14 protein-coding genes are annotated in these 17,892 nt (G+C 61.7%); 4 read left to right on the forward strand and 10 right to left on the reverse strand.

Going from position 1 to position 17,892, the window contains the following annotated elements; genetic code table 11:
• From NK214_RS21460 to NK214_RS21475, 4 genes are all read right to left on the reverse strand, one after another.
• Window positions 1-1,119, reverse strand: coding sequence for a hypothetical protein (locus NK214_RS21460; RefSeq protein WP_253315466.1), 1,119 nt, complete (start codon window positions 1,117-1,119; stop codon window positions 1-3).
• A gap of 120 nt (window positions 1,120-1,239) precedes the next feature.
• Complete coding sequence (locus tag NK214_RS21465) at window positions 1,240-1,752, reverse strand: hypothetical protein (RefSeq protein ID WP_253315467.1); 513 nt, start codon at window positions 1,750-1,752, stop codon at window positions 1,240-1,242.
• 600 nt (window positions 1,753-2,352) lie between these two features.
• Window positions 2,353-3,189: a hypothetical protein gene (locus NK214_RS21470; protein ID WP_253315468.1), complete on the reverse strand. Its 837-nt coding sequence runs from the start codon at window positions 3,187-3,189 to the stop codon at window positions 2,353-2,355.
• 135 nt (window positions 3,190-3,324) lie between these two features.
• On the reverse strand, window positions 3,325-6,156 hold the full coding sequence (locus NK214_RS21475; RefSeq protein WP_253315469.1) for a valine--tRNA ligase: 2,832 nt from the start codon (window positions 6,154-6,156) through the stop codon (window positions 3,325-3,327).
• Window positions 6,157-6,273: 117 nt separating this feature from the next.
• Here NK214_RS21475 and NK214_RS21480 point away from each other — a divergent pair, with 117 nt between their 5' ends.
• From NK214_RS21480 to NK214_RS21490, 3 genes are all read left to right on the forward strand, one after another.
• Window positions 6,274-7,500, forward strand: coding sequence for a diguanylate cyclase (locus NK214_RS21480; RefSeq protein WP_107801778.1), 1,227 nt, complete (start codon window positions 6,274-6,276; stop codon window positions 7,498-7,500).
• Window positions 7,501-7,679: 179 nt separating this feature from the next.
• Window positions 7,680-9,566, forward strand: coding sequence for an amidohydrolase (locus NK214_RS21485; RefSeq protein ID WP_253315470.1), 1,887 nt, complete (start codon window positions 7,680-7,682; stop codon window positions 9,564-9,566).
• 138 nt (window positions 9,567-9,704) lie between these two features.
• On the forward strand, window positions 9,705-11,540 hold the full coding sequence (locus NK214_RS21490; RefSeq protein WP_253315471.1) for an amidohydrolase: 1,836 nt from the start codon (window positions 9,705-9,707) through the stop codon (window positions 11,538-11,540).
• 96 nt (window positions 11,541-11,636) lie between these two features.
• Here NK214_RS21490 and NK214_RS21495 read toward each other — a convergent pair whose 3' ends face one another.
• From NK214_RS21495 to NK214_RS21505, 3 genes are all read right to left on the reverse strand, one after another.
• Complete coding sequence (locus NK214_RS21495) at window positions 11,637-11,969, reverse strand: multidrug efflux SMR transporter (protein ID WP_081544619.1); 333 nt, start codon at window positions 11,967-11,969, stop codon at window positions 11,637-11,639.
• Window positions 11,970-12,422 carry a multidrug/biocide efflux PACE transporter gene (locus tag NK214_RS21500; protein WP_107799342.1) on the reverse strand — a complete coding sequence of 151 codons (453 nt, stop codon included), beginning with the start codon at window positions 12,420-12,422 and terminating at the stop codon, window positions 11,970-11,972.
• A 242-nt stretch (window positions 12,423-12,664) separates the two neighbouring features.
• The gene (locus tag NK214_RS21505) at window positions 12,665-13,114 is read right to left on the reverse strand and encodes a multidrug/biocide efflux PACE transporter (RefSeq protein ID WP_107799343.1); all 450 of its coding nucleotides are present in this window, start codon (window positions 13,112-13,114) and stop codon (window positions 12,665-12,667) included.
• A gap of 136 nt (window positions 13,115-13,250) precedes the next feature.
• On the opposite strand from NK214_RS21505, the gene NK214_RS21510 reads away from it, so the two are divergent.
• Entirely contained in the window at window positions 13,251-14,111 is an 861-nt protein-coding gene (locus NK214_RS21510) for a LysR family transcriptional regulator (protein WP_107799344.1), read from the forward strand.
• A 44-nt stretch (window positions 14,112-14,155) separates the two neighbouring features.
• On the opposite strand, the gene NK214_RS21515 is transcribed toward NK214_RS21510, so the two are convergent.
• The 3 genes from NK214_RS21515 to speA all read right to left on the reverse strand — a co-directional run bounded on the left by NK214_RS21515 (window position 14,156) and on the right by speA (window position 17,409).
• Window positions 14,156-14,590 carry a hypothetical protein gene (locus NK214_RS21515; RefSeq protein ID WP_107799345.1) on the reverse strand — a complete coding sequence of 145 codons (435 nt, stop codon included), beginning with the start codon at window positions 14,588-14,590 and terminating at the stop codon, window positions 14,156-14,158.
• A 219-nt stretch (window positions 14,591-14,809) separates the two neighbouring features.
• Window positions 14,810-15,265, reverse strand: a complete 456-nt coding sequence (locus tag NK214_RS21520) for an RICIN domain-containing protein (protein ID WP_107799346.1) — start codon at window positions 15,263-15,265, stop codon at window positions 14,810-14,812.
• A gap of 263 nt (window positions 15,266-15,528) precedes the next feature.
• Window positions 15,529-17,409 carry an arginine decarboxylase gene (gene speA / locus NK214_RS21525; RefSeq protein ID WP_107799347.1) on the reverse strand — a complete coding sequence of 627 codons (1,881 nt, stop codon included), beginning with the start codon at window positions 17,407-17,409 and terminating at the stop codon, window positions 15,529-15,531.
• Window positions 17,410-17,892: the final 483 nt, after the last annotated feature.

The following is a 17,892-nucleotide window of genomic DNA, read 5'->3' on the forward strand; positions in this document are numbered from 1 at the left end:
CTAGTCCGCACGCGGCACCTTGACCACGAAATGCTTGCCGCTCGTGAGCTTGCCCATAAACACCTCGCCGGACTTGCTCATCAAGAAGGGAAACGCCTCCAATTCCACGCCTTTGGGAATCTCCACTCCGTGTTGTTGCAGATAGTCGGTGAACTTGATCGCCGTGTCGGAATCACTCCAGATCACAGGGTAAGGATCGCCTGTTTTTTGCAAGCGGCGCGCGAACACATTCATCTTCAATTCGCTCCCACTGCCTATCATCACCCGGCCATCGGCGCTGATGCTGGATACGCCGCCCTCCGGTTCCGCGCCAATACCGTTCAGCACTTTCACGCCACCGCTCTGGGTCCAGACAATGGGCACGCTTTGAAACAGCCAACCTCCATTTATTGGCCGCTTGTTGTGATCGGCATGGCCAACAATGATCGAGCCATCCTGGCTGCCATCAAAGAAGACCGGCCCGCTAGCGCCAATTCCGTACAGCGCTTGCAAACTCTGCGGCTGCCAACCCAGGGCCCGAGTCCAGGTAAAGAAGGTGGACAGACCGGCCTCCTCTAACCTCTTCCCATACCTAACAGCCAAGAAGTAATGTTGGCCAAACTTCTTGGGGGTAAGCTTTTCCGTGGTCAAAAGGTCCGGCATCTTCGGCACCTCCTCCTGGCGGGCATTGGTGCACCAGGTATCGCCCTGCGGCAGCGCCGCCGCGCAAGCGTAATCACTCGCGACATAGGGCACCGGATAAGCTTCTCCATCCTTACCCACCGAGAAGCTGACCCAGGCGTTGTTGTTGTGATAGGTATTCACCACCGGGCCGACACCGTCCTGAACGAAGTGATATTCCGCCTCGGCATTCTCGCCGCCATAAGGCTTGACGCCTTGTTGGCTGATCACCACGAAGCGGCCCTTGATCTGCTTGAAGATAAAAGCGCCGCCACTGAGCTTGCCAGCTACCCAGGAACCGTCTTCCGCCACATGATCCAAACTCAAGTTGCCCTTGACCGGGAACTGATCCTCGACAATCCAAAACTGCTTGGCGGCGGGAAAACCCTCCGCGCGCGCGCCCATAACGGAGCCACATAACAGTAAGCCCAAGCCAATCTTCTGAACGATGCTGTGCATGCTTATTCTTTCTTTTTCAATAAAAAAACCCCGCCAGCGTCAACTGGCAGGGCATTCTATGAAATTAGCCTAAAGCCGCCAAGCACGGTTTGACCCAGGCCAAGCCGCGCTCAAGCTCGCTCAACGCTTACGCTTGCCCTCCAGCCACGCCATCAGATCCCGGCTGCGCTGCAACTGGTGCATCGCCTCCACGTGGCGATACAGGTTCAACTGCCGCCCGGCCACGCACAGCAAGGTCTCCAGGTAGTTGAAAAAGCCGCGGCGCAAGCCGTTGCGGTGGCTGCGGTCGCTGTGGTCCATATCCCTGGCAATGCGCAGCAGCAAGCCGCGGCCGGCGTCCAGCTCATTGCTTTTCAGCCACAGCGCCAGGTGCGCGGCGTACTGGCGGCCCAGCATGCAGGCCTCGGCGTAATCCTCGGGTTCGGCCGGCTGCCAGTAATGCGGATGATTGCGGCCCGGAATGAAGCGGACAAAAGGCAGGCGGGTTGCCTTGATTTCCACGGAAACACAGCGGTACTGCGAGCGCCGCAGCGCCGGCTGTTGCGGGGGAACGCTGTCCTGCTGGACGGCGGGATCCTTGGAATGGGATGGAGTGGATTCGATGTTGGGCATCGGACGGACTGACTTCGCCATTGCAACCTCCTTGGATGAGAGGGCCTGGCCGGCAAAGCGGCAAGGCGGGCACATGACAAGGCTAGTCTCACCGCTCCCTCGGACCGGCGCGCCCGTAGGCGCCCCCGCCATGGCCCGCCCAGATTTTAGGCAAAGCAATAGCAACCGGACACGAAAAAGCCGCGAAAACGCGGCGTGTCCGCCGGGGGAGATTACAGGAGACTAATCCTGGCGCTGTTTGTGCGGCAGCGCGGGGGCCATTGTTGGCTAGATGGCGGGGGGAGTCAAGCCAGAGCGGCTCCGGTTCATAGCAAACGAGACCGACTCGCCTGTTAGCTGCAAAGCTGGCCGCGCATCCGACGCGCCCCAGCTCCCTTCAAGCCTGCCGACGGGTGGCAGGCCCGAGGTTTTAAGCGGCTGCTTGTTCGAGCAGCGCGACGTTAGCGCGCTGCGAGTTCAGCCGCGCCTCGGGCCTGACGGGAACCGGCGGGACGCCGCAGGCCAGGCTTGCAGGGCGGCCTTTGGGGTGAAGGGGAATTTGGCCGCGCAAATTCCCCTTCCCGTTCGCCGGGCGGAACCGGCCCTAAATCATCATCCGCGCAGCGGATTCGATCCCAAACCTTACCTTCGACAAGGAAAATAATAAGACCTACCAGATTTTCTCACGCTACCATTGTAAATGGTATGTCTATGCTTTTTTACTGCTGCTTCATAATGTTTTTTAATATACTTTTTTTCAATATTAGTTCCCACCTGCCAAGAATATGCCGCAGGAAAGACCCAGGCAACAACAACCATTGGAACAAGATATATATGCAACTTTAAAGCCAACCACAGAGTAAACCCCAACAGAAGTTCAAGCAAAAGAACCGCATACGCATTTCCATGTTCCCGCATATGCCGATAAGAAGTCATTATGTCGCTAAAAGTGTAAAATCTCAAAAAGGTTAATTTGTCATAAAAATCAAACACATTAACGATATCATCCTCACTTTTTGGCTGCATCCCCATTTGTACAACAATCAGAAAAAAAACAATTACACCCAAAATTGATATTAGTTTAAATTGATGTCCGGTCAACTCCATATCAAAGTAACCACAAAAATAGAGAACTCCACCAGTCAAAGCTAGCCAACTGGAAAAAACAAAAAACACAGCCTTATCAAAGCATCGACCAATTGTTTTTTTCCTTTCTTGATAGCGAGAAACATGCAGCACCAGCATTGGCGCACTTGCGATATAACAAAAGGTCAGCCCCATAAAAGCCACAATCACATAATTTACAACCGTTTCTTTGGAAAAAACAAATGATCTTATTTGTGATGTTTCGGCCAAATTCAAAACCAAAAACCAACAAATTAGAGACCCGACCAAAGTTCCAAGGCTATATCTAATAATATAGCCCTCCCACCAATTTGATTTAGCTGACTCCACACTTAGCTTATCTTGACTCTGCATATTTCCCCCTAAATATCACACCAAACAATATGACGAAAGAATCAAAAATTCAAGCATGCAAATCAAATTAGCGATTACCCATGTAAAAAAACCCGCCTCACGGCGGGTTTCTTCACTTCCAGATCAGGCTTAAGTTCAAGCCAGCTTGGCCAACTGCACCTTGATCTTGTCCAGCTTGTCGTTCAGCTCGGCCAACTGCGCCTTGTCTCGCTCCACCAGGTGGGCCGGGGCTTTGTCGACATAGCCCGGCTTTTCCAGCTTGGCGGTGAGCTTGGCCAGTTCGGCTTCCGCCTTGCCCTGCTCCTTCGTCAGGCGCGCGGTTTCCGCCGCCTTGTCCACTTCCACCTTCAGCATCAGGCGGGCGTCGCCGGAGATGGCCACCGGGGCGTCGTCTTCCGGCAGCGCGGCAACGATGGAACCTTCGGTCAGCCGCGCCAGCAGTTTCAGGTAGGGCACGAAGTCCGCCACCGTGGCGTCGCCGGTTTCGATGAACAGCGGCGCTTTGACGGCCGGGCCGATGCCCATTTCGCCGCGCAGATTGCGCACCGCGTTGACCATGTCCTTGAACGCGTCCATCCGGGCGTTGGCGGCGGCGTTGATCTTGCCGGCGTCCGCCACCGGCCACGGGGCCAGCATGATGGACGGGGTGGTCTTGGCGTTGGCCAGCGGGGCCACGGTCTGCCACAGCTCTTCGGTGATGAAGGGCATCAGCGGGTGGGTCAGGCGCAGCGCCACTTCCAGCACGCGGACGATGGTGCGGCGGGTGGCGCGCTGCTGGGCTTCGTTGCCGGTTTGCAGCTGCACCTTGGCCAGTTCCACGTACCAGTCGCAGTATTCGTTCCAGATGAATTCGTAGATGGTCTGGGCGGCGATGTCGAAGCGGTAGGTTTCCAGCGCGTTGGTGACGTCGATCTCGGCCTGTTGCAGGCGGCCGATGATCCACTGGTCAACAAAGGAGTATTCCAGCGGCAGGCTTTCGTCCTGACCACAGTCCTTGCCTTCCACGTTCATCATCACGAAGCGGGTGGCGTTCCACAGCTTGTTGCAGAAGTTGCGGTAGCCTTCGGCGCGTTTGAAGTCGAAGTTGACGCTGCGGCCCAGAGTGGCGTAGCTGGCCATGGTGAAGCGCAGCGCGTCGGTGCCGTAAGCCGGGATGCCTTCCGGGAACAGCTTTTCCGTGGCCTTGGCGATGGCCGGGGCTTTTTCCGGGCGGCGCAGGCCGGTGGTGCGCTTGGCCACCAGCGGTTCCAGCGCGATGCCGTCGATCAGGTCCACCGGGTCGATGACGTTGCCCTCGGACTTGGACATCTTCTTGCCTTCGTGGTCGCGCACCATGCCGTGGATGTAGACGTCGCGGAACGGGACCTTGCCGGTGAAGTGCTTGGTCATCATGATCATCCGGGCCACCCAGAAGAAGATGATTTCGTAGCCGGTCACCAGCACGTTGGAGGTGAGGAAGGCGCGCAGTTCGGGGGTGTCTTGCGGCCAGCCCAGGGTGGAGAACGGCACCAGGGCGGAGCTGAACCAGGTGTCCAGCACGTCTTGTTCGCGGCGCAGGGTCTTGCCCGGCGCTTGCGCCTGGGCGTCGGCTTCGCTGCGGGCCACGTAGATATTGCCGTCTTCGTCGTACCAGGCCGGGATTTGGTGGCCCCACCACAGTTGGCGGCTGATGCACCAGTCCTGGATGTTCTTCATCCACTGGTTGTAGGTGTTGACCCAGTTTTCCGGGATGAAGCGCACTTCGCCGCTTTCCACGGCTTCAATCGCCTTGGCGGCGATGGATTGGCCGGTGGGGTCCGGATTGCCGTCTTTGTCCAGCGCCACTTTGTCCATGGCGACGAACCATTGGTCGGTCAGCAGCGGTTCGATCACGGTGCCGGTGCGGTCGCCGCGCGGAACCATCAGTTTGTGCGGCTTGGTGTCCAGCAGATAGCCCTGGGCTTGCAGGTCCGCCAGCATGGCTTTGCGCGCGTCCTGGGTGCTGAGGCCGGCGTAGGCGGCCGGCAGTTCGATCACGCCCTGGGCGCTGCCGTCGAAGCCGAAGATTTGCGCCTTGGCCAGGATTTTGGCTTCCAGGCTCATCACGTTGATGAGCTGGGTGCTGTGGCGCTTGCCCACTTGGTAGTCGTTGAAGTCGTGCGCCGGGGTGATCTTGACGAAGCCGGTGCCGAACTCTTTGTCCACGTATTCGTCCGCGATCACCGGGATCTGGCGGCCGGTGAGCGGCAGTTCCAGCTGCTTGCCCAGCAGGTGCTGATAGCGCTCGTCGTCCGGGGCGATGGCCACGGCCACGTCGCCCAGCAGGGTTTCCGGGCGAGTGGTGGCGACGGTGACGAACTCGTCGCTTCCCACCACCGGGTATTTGATGTGCCACATGTGGCCGTCTTCTTCCTCGGAAACCACTTCGAGGTCGGAGATGGCGGTGCCCAGCTTGGAGTCCCAGTTGGACAGGCGCTTGCCGCGGTAGATCAGGCCTTGTTCGAACAGGCGGACGAAGACTTCAGTCACCACTTCGGCGCGGGTGTCGTCCATGGTGAAGTATTCACGGTCCCAGTCCACGGAGCAGCCGACGCGGCGCATCTGGCTAGTGATGGTGCCGCCGGACTGCTCTTTCCATTCCCACACTTTGGAGGTGAAGGCGTCGCGGCCCAGGTCGTGGCGGTTGACGCCCTGCTCGGCCAGTTGGCGCTCCACCACGATCTGGGTGGCGATGCCGGCGTGGTCGGTGCCGGGCACCCACAAGGTGTTGTCGCCCTTCATCCGGTAATACCGGGTCAGACCGTCCATAATAGTCTGATTGAAGGCGTGGCCCATGTGCAGGGTGCCGGTCACATTGGGCGGCGGCAGCTGGATGGCGAAGGACGGTTTGGCGGTGTCCATGCTGGGCTTGAAGTAGCCGGCCTGTTCCCACTGATCGTACCAGCGACGTTCGATGTCGCCGGGTTCAAAGCTTTTGGCAAGTTCCATGGTGATGAATCGTAGTTCTTCTAGAATGGAAAAAATGGGTCGATTATACCCGGTTTTGGAGTGTTCTCCGAGAGCCGGCGCGGGCGGATCAGGCGGTAGGCAAGGGATATGCGGACGATGAGCGAAGAAACGCGCGTTTTGGTGATTGAAGACAGCATGGTGTTGATCCGCCCCTTGTGCCGCATGGTGGAGGAAATCGGCCTTACGCCGGTGCCGGTGTGTTCGCTGCTGGAGGTGCGCGAGGCGCTGACGTCCGGCCAGCATTTCCTCGCCGCGGTGGCGGATTACAATTTGCCGGATTCGCCCGGCGGCGAGCATTTGCCCTTGCTGTTTCAAGAGGCCATCCCCACCATCGTGCTGACTTCGCGCACCGACGGCGAGGTGCGCGACCGCATCTTGCAGCTGCCGGTGGTGGATTACGTCAGCAAGGAAAGCCCGGCGGCCTTTGATTACGTGATGCGGATGCTGACCCGCATCCGCAAGAATCCGGGCATCAAGGTGTTGGTGGTGGACGATTCCGCGTCCTACCGCCAGTTTCTGCGCGAAAACCTGGAGCGCCACCGCTACCAGGTGCTGGAGGCGGAGGACGCCAAGCAGGCGCTGGAGATTTTGCACCGCGACAAGCACATCAAGCTGGTGCTGAGCGACAACGACATGCCGGGCATGGACGGGGTACGGATGACCAGCACGATACGCCGCTTCCTGGATCACGACCGCCTGGCCATCATCGGCATTTCCGGCAACCAGGACCCCACCATGACCACGCGCTTCATCAAGGCCGGGGCGGACGATTTCCTGCAAAAGCCGTTTAACTTTGAGGAGTTCTTCTGCCGCGTCACCCGCAATGTGGAGTTTGTGGAGAATCTGGAATCCCTGAAGGAAACCGCGGACCGCGACCCGCTGACCAATTTGTCCAACCGCCGGCATTTTTTTGAGCAGGTGATGCAGTTGAAGAACGGCTACGGGGTGGCGGTGCTGGACATCGATCACTTCAAGCGGGTGAACGATCAATACGGCCACGATGTGGGCGATCAGGTGATCTGCAACACCGCGCGGCTGATGGAGCAGTTTTTCCCGGACGGCATCGTGGCGCGCTTTGGCGGCGAGGAGTTCGTGATTCTCAGCCCCAGCCCCATCGAGCTGGACATGGTGTGCCGGCTGGAGAGCCTGCGCCTGGCGATAGAGGGCTGTATTCTGACCACCGCCAAGGGCGGGCTGCGCTACACGGTGAGCATAGGCGTGGCGGCGTCCGACATGCCCGAGGTCAGCCGGCTGCTGAAGCTGGCGGACGAGCGGCTGTATCACGCCAAGCAGCACGGCCGCAATCAGGTGTGCGGCGGCTGAGAGCCGGTTCACAATCCGCTGTGCGCCGCGAGGCCGGGCGCGGCGGCCCGCCCCCGCCCGAATGGCCAGTTCGGCGTTTTTTTGCGCCGGGACGCCGCCTATAATGACATCGCTTTTTCCGTTCCTCGCGCGCGGCCCCGCGCTTCTCCCGGAGCCGGCGTTTCAACCGGACATCCGCCATGAGTCATCATCACCCGCACGGTCCAGGCTGCGCCTGCTGCACTCTTCCCTTGTTGGCTCAGCTGCACGATGAGCTGTTTGAGCGGCCGGACTGGCAGGACGAGGCCAAACGGCTGATCCGCCAGCAGGAAAAACGGTTGTTGCCGCCCTCGCCGCCGCAGACGCTGATCATTTACGGCGGGCCCATCCATACCCTGGCCAGCAGCGGGAGGCAGACGGTGGACGCCGTCGGCATCGCCAAGGGCCGCATCGTGGCGACGGGTTCGCGCGAGGAGGTGCGGCAGGCCATGGCCGCCGCCGGCCATAAGAAACCGGAGGAGATGTCGCTGGAAGGCGGCACCCTGCTGCCCGGCTTCGTCGATCCCCACATGCACATCCTGCCCAGCGCCTTGTTCTCGTCCTGGCAATACGTGGGCGCGTTCTCCGGCCAGACGCTGAAGCCGGATTACAACATCGCCGGGGTGGTGGACACGGTGCGCGCGGCGCTGGCCGACCCCAAGAAACAGCAAAAGGCCAAGGACGGCGCGGCCTGGGTGCTGGGTTTCGGCCTGGATCCCTCGCTGATGCGGGAGTGGACCGAGCCGGATCTGGACTGGTTCGCCCAGTTTGGCGATCAGACTCCCATTTTCCTGATGAACGCTTCCGGCCATATCGGCTACGCCAACGCGCCGGCGCTGGCCAAGGCCGGCATCAGCCTGGAGTGCAAGGGCGTGCTGGTGGAGGAACAGGTGCTGCAGATGATGCCGGCGCTGCCCTCCCCGTCCCCGACCACGCTGCTCGCCAGCATCAGCCAGGTGCTGCACGGCGCGGCCAAGATGGGCAACACCACGCTGTTCGACGCCGGCCTGGGTTCCGGCAAGGGGGTGTTCGAGGTCTTGCTGCTGGACCTGGTGGCCCAGACCGCGCTGAACCCGGTGCGCATCGCCGCCGCGCTGTTTTCCAACGAGACGCGGCAGATGGACGAGTGGACGCGGCTGTTCCGCCCGGACCTGGACGGCATGGAGGACAAGCGCTTCAGCATCAAGGCGCTGAAACTGGTGTCGGACGGCTCCAACCAGGGGCTGACCGGCTATCAGACCGAGGCCTATAAATGCTATCCGCAGCACCAGGTGCCCAATGTGCCGGCCACCGGCCTGTTCAATTTCCGCCCGCCCAGCGCCTTTACCCCGCATTTGCGGCAGGCGGTGGAGCACGGCTGGCCGGCCATGGTGCACGCCAACGGCGACCGCGCCATCGACGAGGTGCTGCAGGCTTACGAGCACGCGCTGAATCACCCGTCCGCGCCGCTGCGCCCGGATTGCGCCGGCGCGCGGCTGCGTCATCGCATCGAACACGCTTCGCTATTGACCGACGAGCACATTTCCCAGATGGCGCAGCTGCAGTTGTCGCCCAGTTTTTTGATCGGCCACGTCGGCTATTGGGGCCACGCCTTCCAGCAGACCATTCTGGGCGAGGCGCGCGCCAAGCTGCTGGACCGCTGTCTGTCCGCCAAGCGCGCCGGCCTGCGCATCAGCCTGCATTCGGATCACTTCGTCACCCCGCTGGGCGGCTTGCGCATGATGGAGCAGGCGATTTTCCGCGCGATGGAGGCGGCGCCGGAACAGGCCGGCGGCAAGCCGGCGCTGAATCCGGCGGAACGGCTGGACCGGCTCAGCGCCTTGCGCGCGGTGACGCTGGACGCCGCCTGGCAATGCCATATGGACCACGTCGTGGGTTCGCTTGAGCCGGGCAAGCTGGCGGATCTGGTGGTGCTGGAGCAGGACCCGCTGGACCCGGCGGTGAGCAATCTGCGCGATATCGCGGTGCTGCAGACCTGGCGCTCCGGCGCGCCGGTGTATCTGAACGCCAAGCTGGGTTGCGCGACGGAGTCGGCGCCGCCGGTCTGAGGCGCGCGGCGGCGCAAGGGCCCGGCGCGGGCCGGGCCTTGCTCAGCTTTTGTCAGCCTGGCGCCCTTGCCATCGGCATACAATTCGCCCTGTGCGCGGCGCCGCCGCGCCGTCCCGACGCCATGCACAGGAGCGCCCATGTCCCTTCCCCATCAACCCGGCTGCGCGTGCTGCACGCTGCCCCGGCTGTCCACCCAGCTGGACGCCTTGCAACATCACAACTGGACCGAAAGCCTGTCCGGCCTGATCCGCGTCGCCGCCGAGCGCGCCAAGCTGGCGCTGCATCAGGACGCGGCCATTTTCCACGGCGGCCCCATCTACACGCTGCAAGGCGGACAGTCCGGCCGGGTGGAAGCGCTGGGCGTCGCCCACGGCAAGGTGGTGTCGGTGGGCAGCCTGCGGCAGGTAGAGGCCGATATGCAGGCCCAGCCGCGCGCGGAGCGGATCGATCTGCGCGGCAAGACCCTGCTGCCGGGCATGGTGGACCCGCATATGCACATCCTGCCCAGCGCGCTGTACCGCAACTGGGTCAATCTGAGCCCCTTCGAGGATCAGATCCTGCGCCCGGGCTACAATCTGGGCTGGATTGCCGAGAAGCTGCGCAACGAGCTGACCGCCCGGCACGGCCACGCGCGCGCCGACGCGCCGCAATGGCTGACCGGCTTTGGCGTGGACCCCTCTCTGATGACGGAATGGCAGGAGCCGGATCAGCCCTTTCTGGACCAGATCAGCACCGAGACGCCCATCTTCCTGATCAACGCCTCCGGCCACCTGGGTTACGCCAACTCCCCGGCGATGAAGCTGGCCGGGCTGGACCCCGACACCAAGGGGGTCACCACCGAGGCCGACGTCGGCAAGGTGCTGGCGGTGATTCCCGGCCTGGCCGCTCCGCACTTGCTGAGCAAGCTGCAGGAAATCCTGCACGAGGCCGCGTCCAGAGGCATGACCACGCTGTTCGACGCCGGCCTGGGCGCCGCCATGGGCCAGCTGGAAATCACGCTGCTGCGCGCCTTCGCCCAAAGCCCGCTGGCGCCGGTGCGCATCGGCGCGGCGCTGTACTCCAACCAGGACTGGCTGCAAGAGCAGTGGCTGCACACCTTCCAGCCCAATCACATTCCGCACGACGACGACCGCTTCAGCATCCGCGCGCTCAAGCTGATCGCCGACGGCTCCAATCAGGGCCTGACCGGCTACCAATCGCAAGACTATTGCTGCGCGGACCAGCACAGCGTGCCCAATGTCTCTCCGCGCGGCCTGTTCAACTTCGAGCCGCCCATCACCTTCGCCGCCCAGTTGCAGCGCGCGCTGAACGCCGGCTGGCCGGTGCTGGTGCACGCCAACGGCGATCAGGCGGTGGATTACGTGCTGGCCGCCTTCGAACTGGCGCTATACGACGAAAACGCCAAGGACGGCGCGCCCAATCCCAAGCTGGCGCTGCGCTCGCGCATCGAACACGCCTCGCTGCTGAGCGACGCCAGCATCGCCACCATGGCGCGGCTGAAGCTGTCGCCCAGCTTCCTGATCGGCCACGTCGGTTACTGGGGCCACACCTTCAAGACCACCATCCTGGGCCGCGAGCGCGCCCAGATGCTGGACCGCTGTCAGTCCGCGCTCAAGGCCGGTCTGCGCATCAGCCTGCATTCGGATCACTTCGTGTCGCCGCTGGGCACGCTGCGGATGATGGAACAGGCGGTGACGCGGGTGATGGAGGCGGACCCGGAGCGGCAGGCGCTGAATCCGGCGGAGTGTCTGGACCGGCTCTCCGCGCTGCGCGCGGTGACGCTGGACGCCGCCTGGCAGTGCCATATGGACCACATCGTCGGCTCGCTGGAACCGGGCAAACTGGCGGACCTGGCCATCCTGGAACAGGACCCGCTGGACCCGGCGGTGCCGGCCGGATCGCTGCGCGACATCCCGGTGCATCAAACCTGGCTGGCCGGCAAGCCGGTCTTCCACAATCCCAAGACGCACTGAGCGGCGCTATCACGCAAAATAAAACCGGCCGGGATTCCCGGCCGGTTTTTGCGTTCCGCCCTCTTCCGCCGCGCGGGCCGAGAGCGGGACTTCGACTCAATGCGCCACGGACTTGGACATCAGATTCATCACCAAGACCCCGGCCACGATCAGGCCCATGCCTATCATCGCCGGCGCGTCCAGCTTCTGGCCGTACATGACCCAGCCGACGATGGAGACCAGCACGATGCCGACGCCGGACCACAGCGCGTAAGCCACGCCCACCGGGATCTGACGCAGGGTCAGCGACAGCATGTAGAAGGCCAGCATATAGCCGGCGGCCGTCAGCAAGGATGGGCCGATCCGGGTAAAGCCGTCGGAGGCCTTCAGCGAGGAGGTGGCGATCACCTCGCTGACGATGGCGACGGCCAGGAACAACCAGGTTTTCATTCAAGACTCCAGTTCGGCGCAAGGCTTGCCGCCGCGCTCGCGCAGCTTGGCGCGCAGGGCGTCGTACAGCCAGTTGAATACATAAGTGTAAGGCAGGAAGAAGGCGAAGAAGCCCAAATCCAGCAAGAAAGCCTGCCAGTAGCTGACGTTCAGCCACCAGGCCGCCAAGGGCACCAGCATGAACACCAGGCCGCCCTCGAACATCAGTGCGTGCAAGCAGCGCACGCCCACCGTGCGGCTCCAGCCCATCGCCGCTTCCAGGCGGTCGAACAGCATATTGAACACCACGTTCCACAACATGGCCGCGGTGGACATCATGAAGGCCAGCGCGCCCATGTGCAGCAGGCTTTGTTCCATCACCAAGGAAGCCAAGGGCACCAGCAGGGCCATCGCGCACAGTTCGTACATCACGGCGTGGAAGCCTCGCTCCAGCCAGGATTTTTGTTTGTCCATACTATTTCACAATCATGACCGTTTAAAGAATCCGTTCACGATCCGCTGCGCCGCGGCGGGATTGTTGGACAGAGGCTTGAAGACCACTTCGAAACGCGCATGAAGCGCTCGCGCATTCCGCTGTCTCGGCCGCAAAGCCTTGTCTCGCCATGGTCCGCAAGATCGTGAACGTCAAGATAGTCGCTATTCTGATTGGTTTTTCGGATGGTTAAAAAATAATAACCATCGATAAAACCGATACATCAAGCCATGCCGGCGCGGGCGCGGCTCAGGCGGCGCAACAGGCTGGCGCGCAGTCCGTCGTACAGCCAGTTGAAAACAAAGGTATAGGGCAGGAAGAACAGGAAAAAGCCGATATCCAACAAGAAGGCCTGCCAGTAACTGATCTCCAGCCACCAGGCCGCCAGCGGCACCAGCAGAATCACCAAGCCGCCCTCGAACAAGAGCGCGTGCGCCGCCCGCAACGCCGGGGTCCGCGTCCAGCCGCGCCGCCGTTCCACGCGTTCGAACAGCGCGTTGAAGACGATGTTCCACGACATCGCCGCCGTGGTCATCATCAGGGCCAGCGCGCCGATCTGCGCGGTGTCCTGATTCAATAGCCAGCTGGCCAAGAGCATCAACAACATCACGGCGCACAGTTCGTAAGCCACGGCGTAGAAGGCGCGCTCCAGCCAGGATTTCTTTACTTGCATCGATTCTCCTTGATCCGCCGCGGCGCTTGGAAGCGGTGTGCGACCTGCTGCGCCGCGGCTTGATTGGCAAGACAATGACGCGATTTTTATTGGTTTTTCGGATAGGATAAAGATGGATTAAATCGGAGAAACCGATATGAGCATGTCGCTAGACGCGCTGGCGGCGTTTGCCAACGCCGCCGAACTGGGCTCGTTTTCCGCCGCGGCGCGGCGGCTGGGCAAGAGCCAGTCCACCATCAGCGAGGCCATCGCCAATCTGGAAATCGATCTGGCGGTGCAGTTGTTCGACCGCGGCAGCCGCCAGCCGGCGCTGACCCAGGCCGGCCGTCATCTGCTGGGCTACGCGCGGCAGATGCTGGCCATAGGCGATGAATTGAACCAGCAGGCGCAGTTGCTGACCGCCGGACTGGAGCCTCGGCTGACCCTGGTCTTGTCCGACACCTACCAGTCATCCCGCTTTCAGGAGGTGACGCGGCAGTTGGAACGGCACTTCGAGGCCTTGGAGCTGGAATGCCTGGTGGGCGAGCAGGACGACGTGCTGGACTTGATCCAGACCGGACGCGCGCACCTGGGCTGCATGGCGGCGCTGGAGCAGTACCCGGCCGATATCGGCCACGCCACGCTGGGCGAGGTCAGCGAAGTGGCTTTGTACGTGGCGCGCAGCCATCCGCTGGCGGCGCTGGAGCAGGTGGACCGGCAGGCGCTGAGCGGCCACCGGGAGTTGCGGCTGAACACTTACACCGAAAGCAAGCCGGACACGCTGAGCCGGCGCTGCTGGTTTGCGCCCAGCTATCTGATGCTGCTGGAAATGGCGATCCTGGGCGCCGGCTGGGCCGAGTTGCCGCGCTGGCTGGCGGATTCCTTCGGCGCCGGCCGCCTGAGCGAACTGCATGCGCCGGGCTGGCCCAAGGCGCGCCACATCGATCTGGTGTGGTCGCGGCGGCGGCCGCTGGGCCTGGCCGCCGTCTGGGTGCGCGAGCAGTTGCTGCGCTCCTGACAAGGCCGCCGCGCGTGACGCCAGGCGCGGCGGACGCCGAGGACTCAGCCGCCGGGCGCGGTCATCGGCCGCAGAATCCACATCGGCGGCCGGCCGGGATGCAGCTTGCGCAGCCGCAAGGCCGGCGGGAAGATTTTTTCCATGCCGAAGCCGAAGGCCAGGGTGCGATCGGCCTGGCTGACGATGTTGCCGGGCTGGGAGAACACATCCCAGCGCTGGCTGGGCAGCGCGGGTTCCGGCAGCAGATCCAGTTGCAAGGGCGAGCCGTCGGCCACTTCATTGGCGGCGATCACCAATTGATTGCCGCTGGTGGCCAGCGCGAACAGCCCGCGGTCGAAGTCGATATTGAACAAGGCGGCGAAATTGTTCTGGAACGGCTGCAGGCTGAGCCGGGAGCCCTTGATCGAATCCTCGGCCACAATGGCGTAATCCGGGAAATAGGCCGAGGTGATGAAATACGAAGTGCTGCTGAAACCCATCTCTTGCTCCTTGCATGAACCCAAAAAGCGGCGGCGAGCCTTAGAACCTGTTTACGATCTGCTGCGCGTTGGCGAGACGGCGTTGAAAACTCCTTCGAAATGCTCATGTACCAACCGTACATTCCGCTTTCTCAGCCGTTTTCGCCTTGTTTCGCCCTTGCTCGCAAAACCTTGAACAGACTCTTTGCGCCCGCCGCCGCGATCTTTGCCCTTCGCTGATTAAGCGGTTTCCAGCACCAGTTCCGAGCGTTGCGCCGAGGTCAGCGGCTTGAGCGCCCATTGCTGAGCCGGCGAAGCGTTGAACTCGTACAGCCAGATCAGGCTGCCCACGCCGCCGCGGCTTTGGTTGTCTATCACCAGATTGTTGTTTTGACGGCTGGAGATATAGCCCGGACGGGAGAACAGGTCCCATTGCTGGCTGAGCGAGGACGGATTGTACGGACGCAGCACCAAGGGCTTGCCGCTGGACAGGTCGGAAATGTCGATCACCAGCTGGTTGCCGCTGGTGGCCAGCGCGAACACGCCGTTGGCGAAGTCGATGTTGAACAGCGACAGGAAGTTGCCTTGGATGGGCTGCAGGTACAGCTGGGAACCGCTCATCGAATCTTTGGCGGTAATGCCCAGCGCGGTGTTTTGGCTATAGGTGAGGAAGTAAGGAACGCTAGAGAAAGACATATGGCAACCCCCATGTTTATGCCAATCAATTATTGGCTTTCTCAAACTAGCAAGGTTTGCCCGTATTGCAAGCGCCGGCCCGAAACCGGCCGCGCCCGGCGTAAAATCCAGATAAAAATCCGATCAGAAACACGAACTTAGACGACGATAAGTGAAATTGCTTAAAGTCATCCGGCACAGAACGGTCTGCTCGGCAACAGACGCGGCGCCAACAAAAACAGCCGGGCGTCAGCCCGGCTGTTTTGATCCGTCCCAGCAGTCGATCAGACCGACAAATAAGACGATTGCTTCAGGCCGCGGCAGAACTCGGCGAAGAACAGGCTGCGCTCTTCGCTGCTGAGGTCGGCGGCGCGCGACTTGGCTTCGTAGCGGTTGAGGATGTCTTCCGGCGACAGGTGCACGTAACGCAGCATGTCTTCTATGGTGTCGTGCTCTTCCACGCCGGAGAACTCCAGCTCGCCGCCGTCGCGCACATAGACGTTGACCGAGTCGGTGTCGCCGAACAGATTGTGCATATCGCCCAGGATTTCCTGGTAAGCGCCCACCAGGAAGACGGCGATCAGATACTCGTCGCCCTGCTTCACCTCGTGCACGGACAGGCTGGATTCTATGCTCTGCTGGTCCACGTACTGCTTGAGCTTGCCGTCGGAGTCGCAGGTCAGATCCTGCAGCACCGCGCGGCGGGTGGGCTGCTCGTTCAGACGGTGCAGCGGGGTGATCGGCAAAATCTGGTCAATGGCCCAAGTGTCCGGCAGGCTCTGGAACACCGAGAAATTGCAGAAGTACTTGTCGGCCAGACGGTCGGTCAGTTCGTCGTACACCTGGCGCTGCGAACGCTGGCTGGCTTGCAGCTGGCTGTGCAGGCGGCGGCACAAGGCGGCGTGCACGTCCTCGGCCAGCGCCTTTTCCTTCAGCGACAGCCGGCCGGCGGCGTACAGATCGGTGACTTCCGACACGTAGTGGCTGGCGCGGTAGTAGATTTCGGTGACCAGGTCGTCGTCGTTGAGCTGAACCAGTTCAAACAGCTTGCGCACCGGCTGCGACAAGGCGGCGATGTCGTCCACCTGCGGCACTTCGTCCGGCAGGCGCTCCACATCGGTCACGTTCATGATCAGCACGGCGTGGTGGGCGGTCATCGCGCGGCCGGATTCGGACAGGATGCGCGGATGCGGAATGCCGTTCTCGCCGCAGAACTCGGACAGCATGGACACGATCACGTGCGCGTACTCGTCCATATCGTAGTTGATGGAGCTGTCGTTGCGCGAATGGGTGCCGTCGTAATCCACGCCCAGGCCGCCGCCCACGTCCACGTGGTCGATGGGCAGACCCAGCGCGCGCAGTTCCGCGAAGTAGCGGATGGCCTCGCCAAAGCCGCTGCGGTAATCGCCGATGTGGGCGATCTGCGACCCCATGTGGAAGTGCATCAGGCGCACGCAGTCGGCCAGGCCGGCGGCGGTGAGCTTGTCCGCGGCGGAGATCAGCTGACCGGCGGACAGGCCGAACTTGCCCTTCTCGCCGCCGGTATCCGCCCACTTGCTGGACGCCAGCGAGGACAGACGCACGCGCATGCCGATATTGGGACGGATGCCCAGCTTGCGGGATTCATCGATCACCAGCTCCACTTCGGATTCTTTCTCGATGACGATGAACACCTGGTGGCCCAGACGTTCGCCCATCAAGGCCAGGCGGATGTAGTCGCGGTCCTTGTAGCCGTTGCAGACGATGGTGCAGCCCTTGGGCGCCAGCGCCAGCACCGCCATCAGTTCCGGCTTGGAGCCGGCTTCCAGGCCGATGGACACGTCCGGCGTGGCGATGATGCTCTTCACCACCGCTTCTTGCTGGTTGACCTTGATCGGATAGATGGCGGTATAACGATTGCCGTAGCCTTGTTCGGCGATGGCCTTGTCGAAGGCCGCGCACAGACGCGTGACGCGGTCTTGCAGAATGTCGGGAAAACGCACCAGCAACGGCAGGTCCAGGCCCTTGCCGGACAGTTCGCCCACCAAACGATGCAGGTCGATTTCCTTGTTTTGGCGCACATTCGGACGCACGACGATATTGCCGTTGGCGCCCATGTCGAAGTACCCCGCTCCCCAATGCCGGATGCCGTACAACGCCCGGCTATCAGCCACAGACCAAGCCATGAGTTTTCCCCTCAAGAACTGACGGAAAGCCCTGAACCCCGCGCAATGATGGGTGGACAGGGATTTCCAAAGGACGCGCCCAGGCCGCCGCCGAAAAAGCGATGAGCCAGCCGCAGGAGCATCCTTATGATGGATAACCCCGCTCCTTAGTGCGCGGCTTTCGGGCTGAACAGCTTTTATGTGGGCCTGGGATGTCGGAGCGAAACAATTGAATTGTAGGTTTGCAAAGCTGCAAACGAGCGCGGATTGTAACAACATCACGCGGCTTGACAAGTAAAAAAATGTATAAAAATCCGCATGTCCAATTTAATCGACAAGCCCGCGCCGGGCGGCCCGGCAAGCCTTGCCGGGCAAGGCTTGAGCAAAAACAGCCCCCTATATTTTTCTCATGCCGGCAAGCGGCCGTTTCTCCGCCCGGGGACCTCGCGGTTCCGGCAATGGACTTGTCCAAAATATTCAACAAGAGCGCGCCCCGGCCCCTTG

It is taken from the genome of Chromobacterium sp. S0633 (assembly GCF_024158805.1).
GTDB lineage: Bacteria > Pseudomonadota > Gammaproteobacteria > Burkholderiales > Chromobacteriaceae > Chromobacterium.

Bases quoted from the DNA above. Each gene is read 5' to 3' on its own strand.
- NK214_RS21505 (WP_107799343.1), bottom strand. From the start codon at position 13,114: ATGCAAGTAAAGAAATCCTGGCTGGAGCGCGCCTTCTACGCCGTGGCT.
- NK214_RS21490 (WP_253315471.1), top strand. From the start codon at position 9,705: ATGTCCCTTCCCCATCAACCCGGCTGCGCGTGCTGCACGCTGCCCCGG.
- NK214_RS21475 (WP_253315469.1), bottom strand. From the start codon at position 6,156: ATGGAACTTGCCAAAAGCTTTGAACCCGGCGACATCGAACGTCGCTGG.
- speA (WP_107799347.1), bottom strand. From the start codon at position 17,409: ATGGCTTGGTCTGTGGCTGATAGCCGGGCGTTGTACGGCATCCGGCAT.
- NK214_RS21510 (WP_107799344.1), top strand. From the start codon at position 13,251: ATGAGCATGTCGCTAGACGCGCTGGCGGCGTTTGCCAACGCCGCCGAA.
- NK214_RS21485 (WP_253315470.1), top strand. From the start codon at position 7,680: ATGAGTCATCATCACCCGCACGGTCCAGGCTGCGCCTGCTGCACTCTT.
- NK214_RS21480 (WP_107801778.1), top strand. From the start codon at position 6,274: ATGAGCGAAGAAACGCGCGTTTTGGTGATTGAAGACAGCATGGTGTTG.
- NK214_RS21470 (WP_253315468.1), bottom strand. From the start codon at position 3,189: ATGCAGAGTCAAGATAAGCTAAGTGTGGAGTCAGCTAAATCAAATTGG.
- NK214_RS21495 (WP_081544619.1), bottom strand. From the start codon at position 11,969: ATGAAAACCTGGTTGTTCCTGGCCGTCGCCATCGTCAGCGAGGTGATC.
- NK214_RS21500 (WP_107799342.1), bottom strand. From the start codon at position 12,422: ATGGACAAACAAAAATCCTGGCTGGAGCGAGGCTTCCACGCCGTGATG.
- NK214_RS21515 (WP_107799345.1), bottom strand. From the start codon at position 14,590: ATGGGTTTCAGCAGCACTTCGTATTTCATCACCTCGGCCTATTTCCCG.
- NK214_RS21465 (WP_253315467.1), bottom strand. From the start codon at position 1,752: ATGGCGAAGTCAGTCCGTCCGATGCCCAACATCGAATCCACTCCATCC.
- NK214_RS21520 (WP_107799346.1), bottom strand. From the start codon at position 15,265: ATGTCTTTCTCTAGCGTTCCTTACTTCCTCACCTATAGCCAAAACACC.
- NK214_RS21460 (WP_253315466.1), bottom strand. From the start codon at position 1,119: ATGCACAGCATCGTTCAGAAGATTGGCTTGGGCTTACTGTTATGTGGC.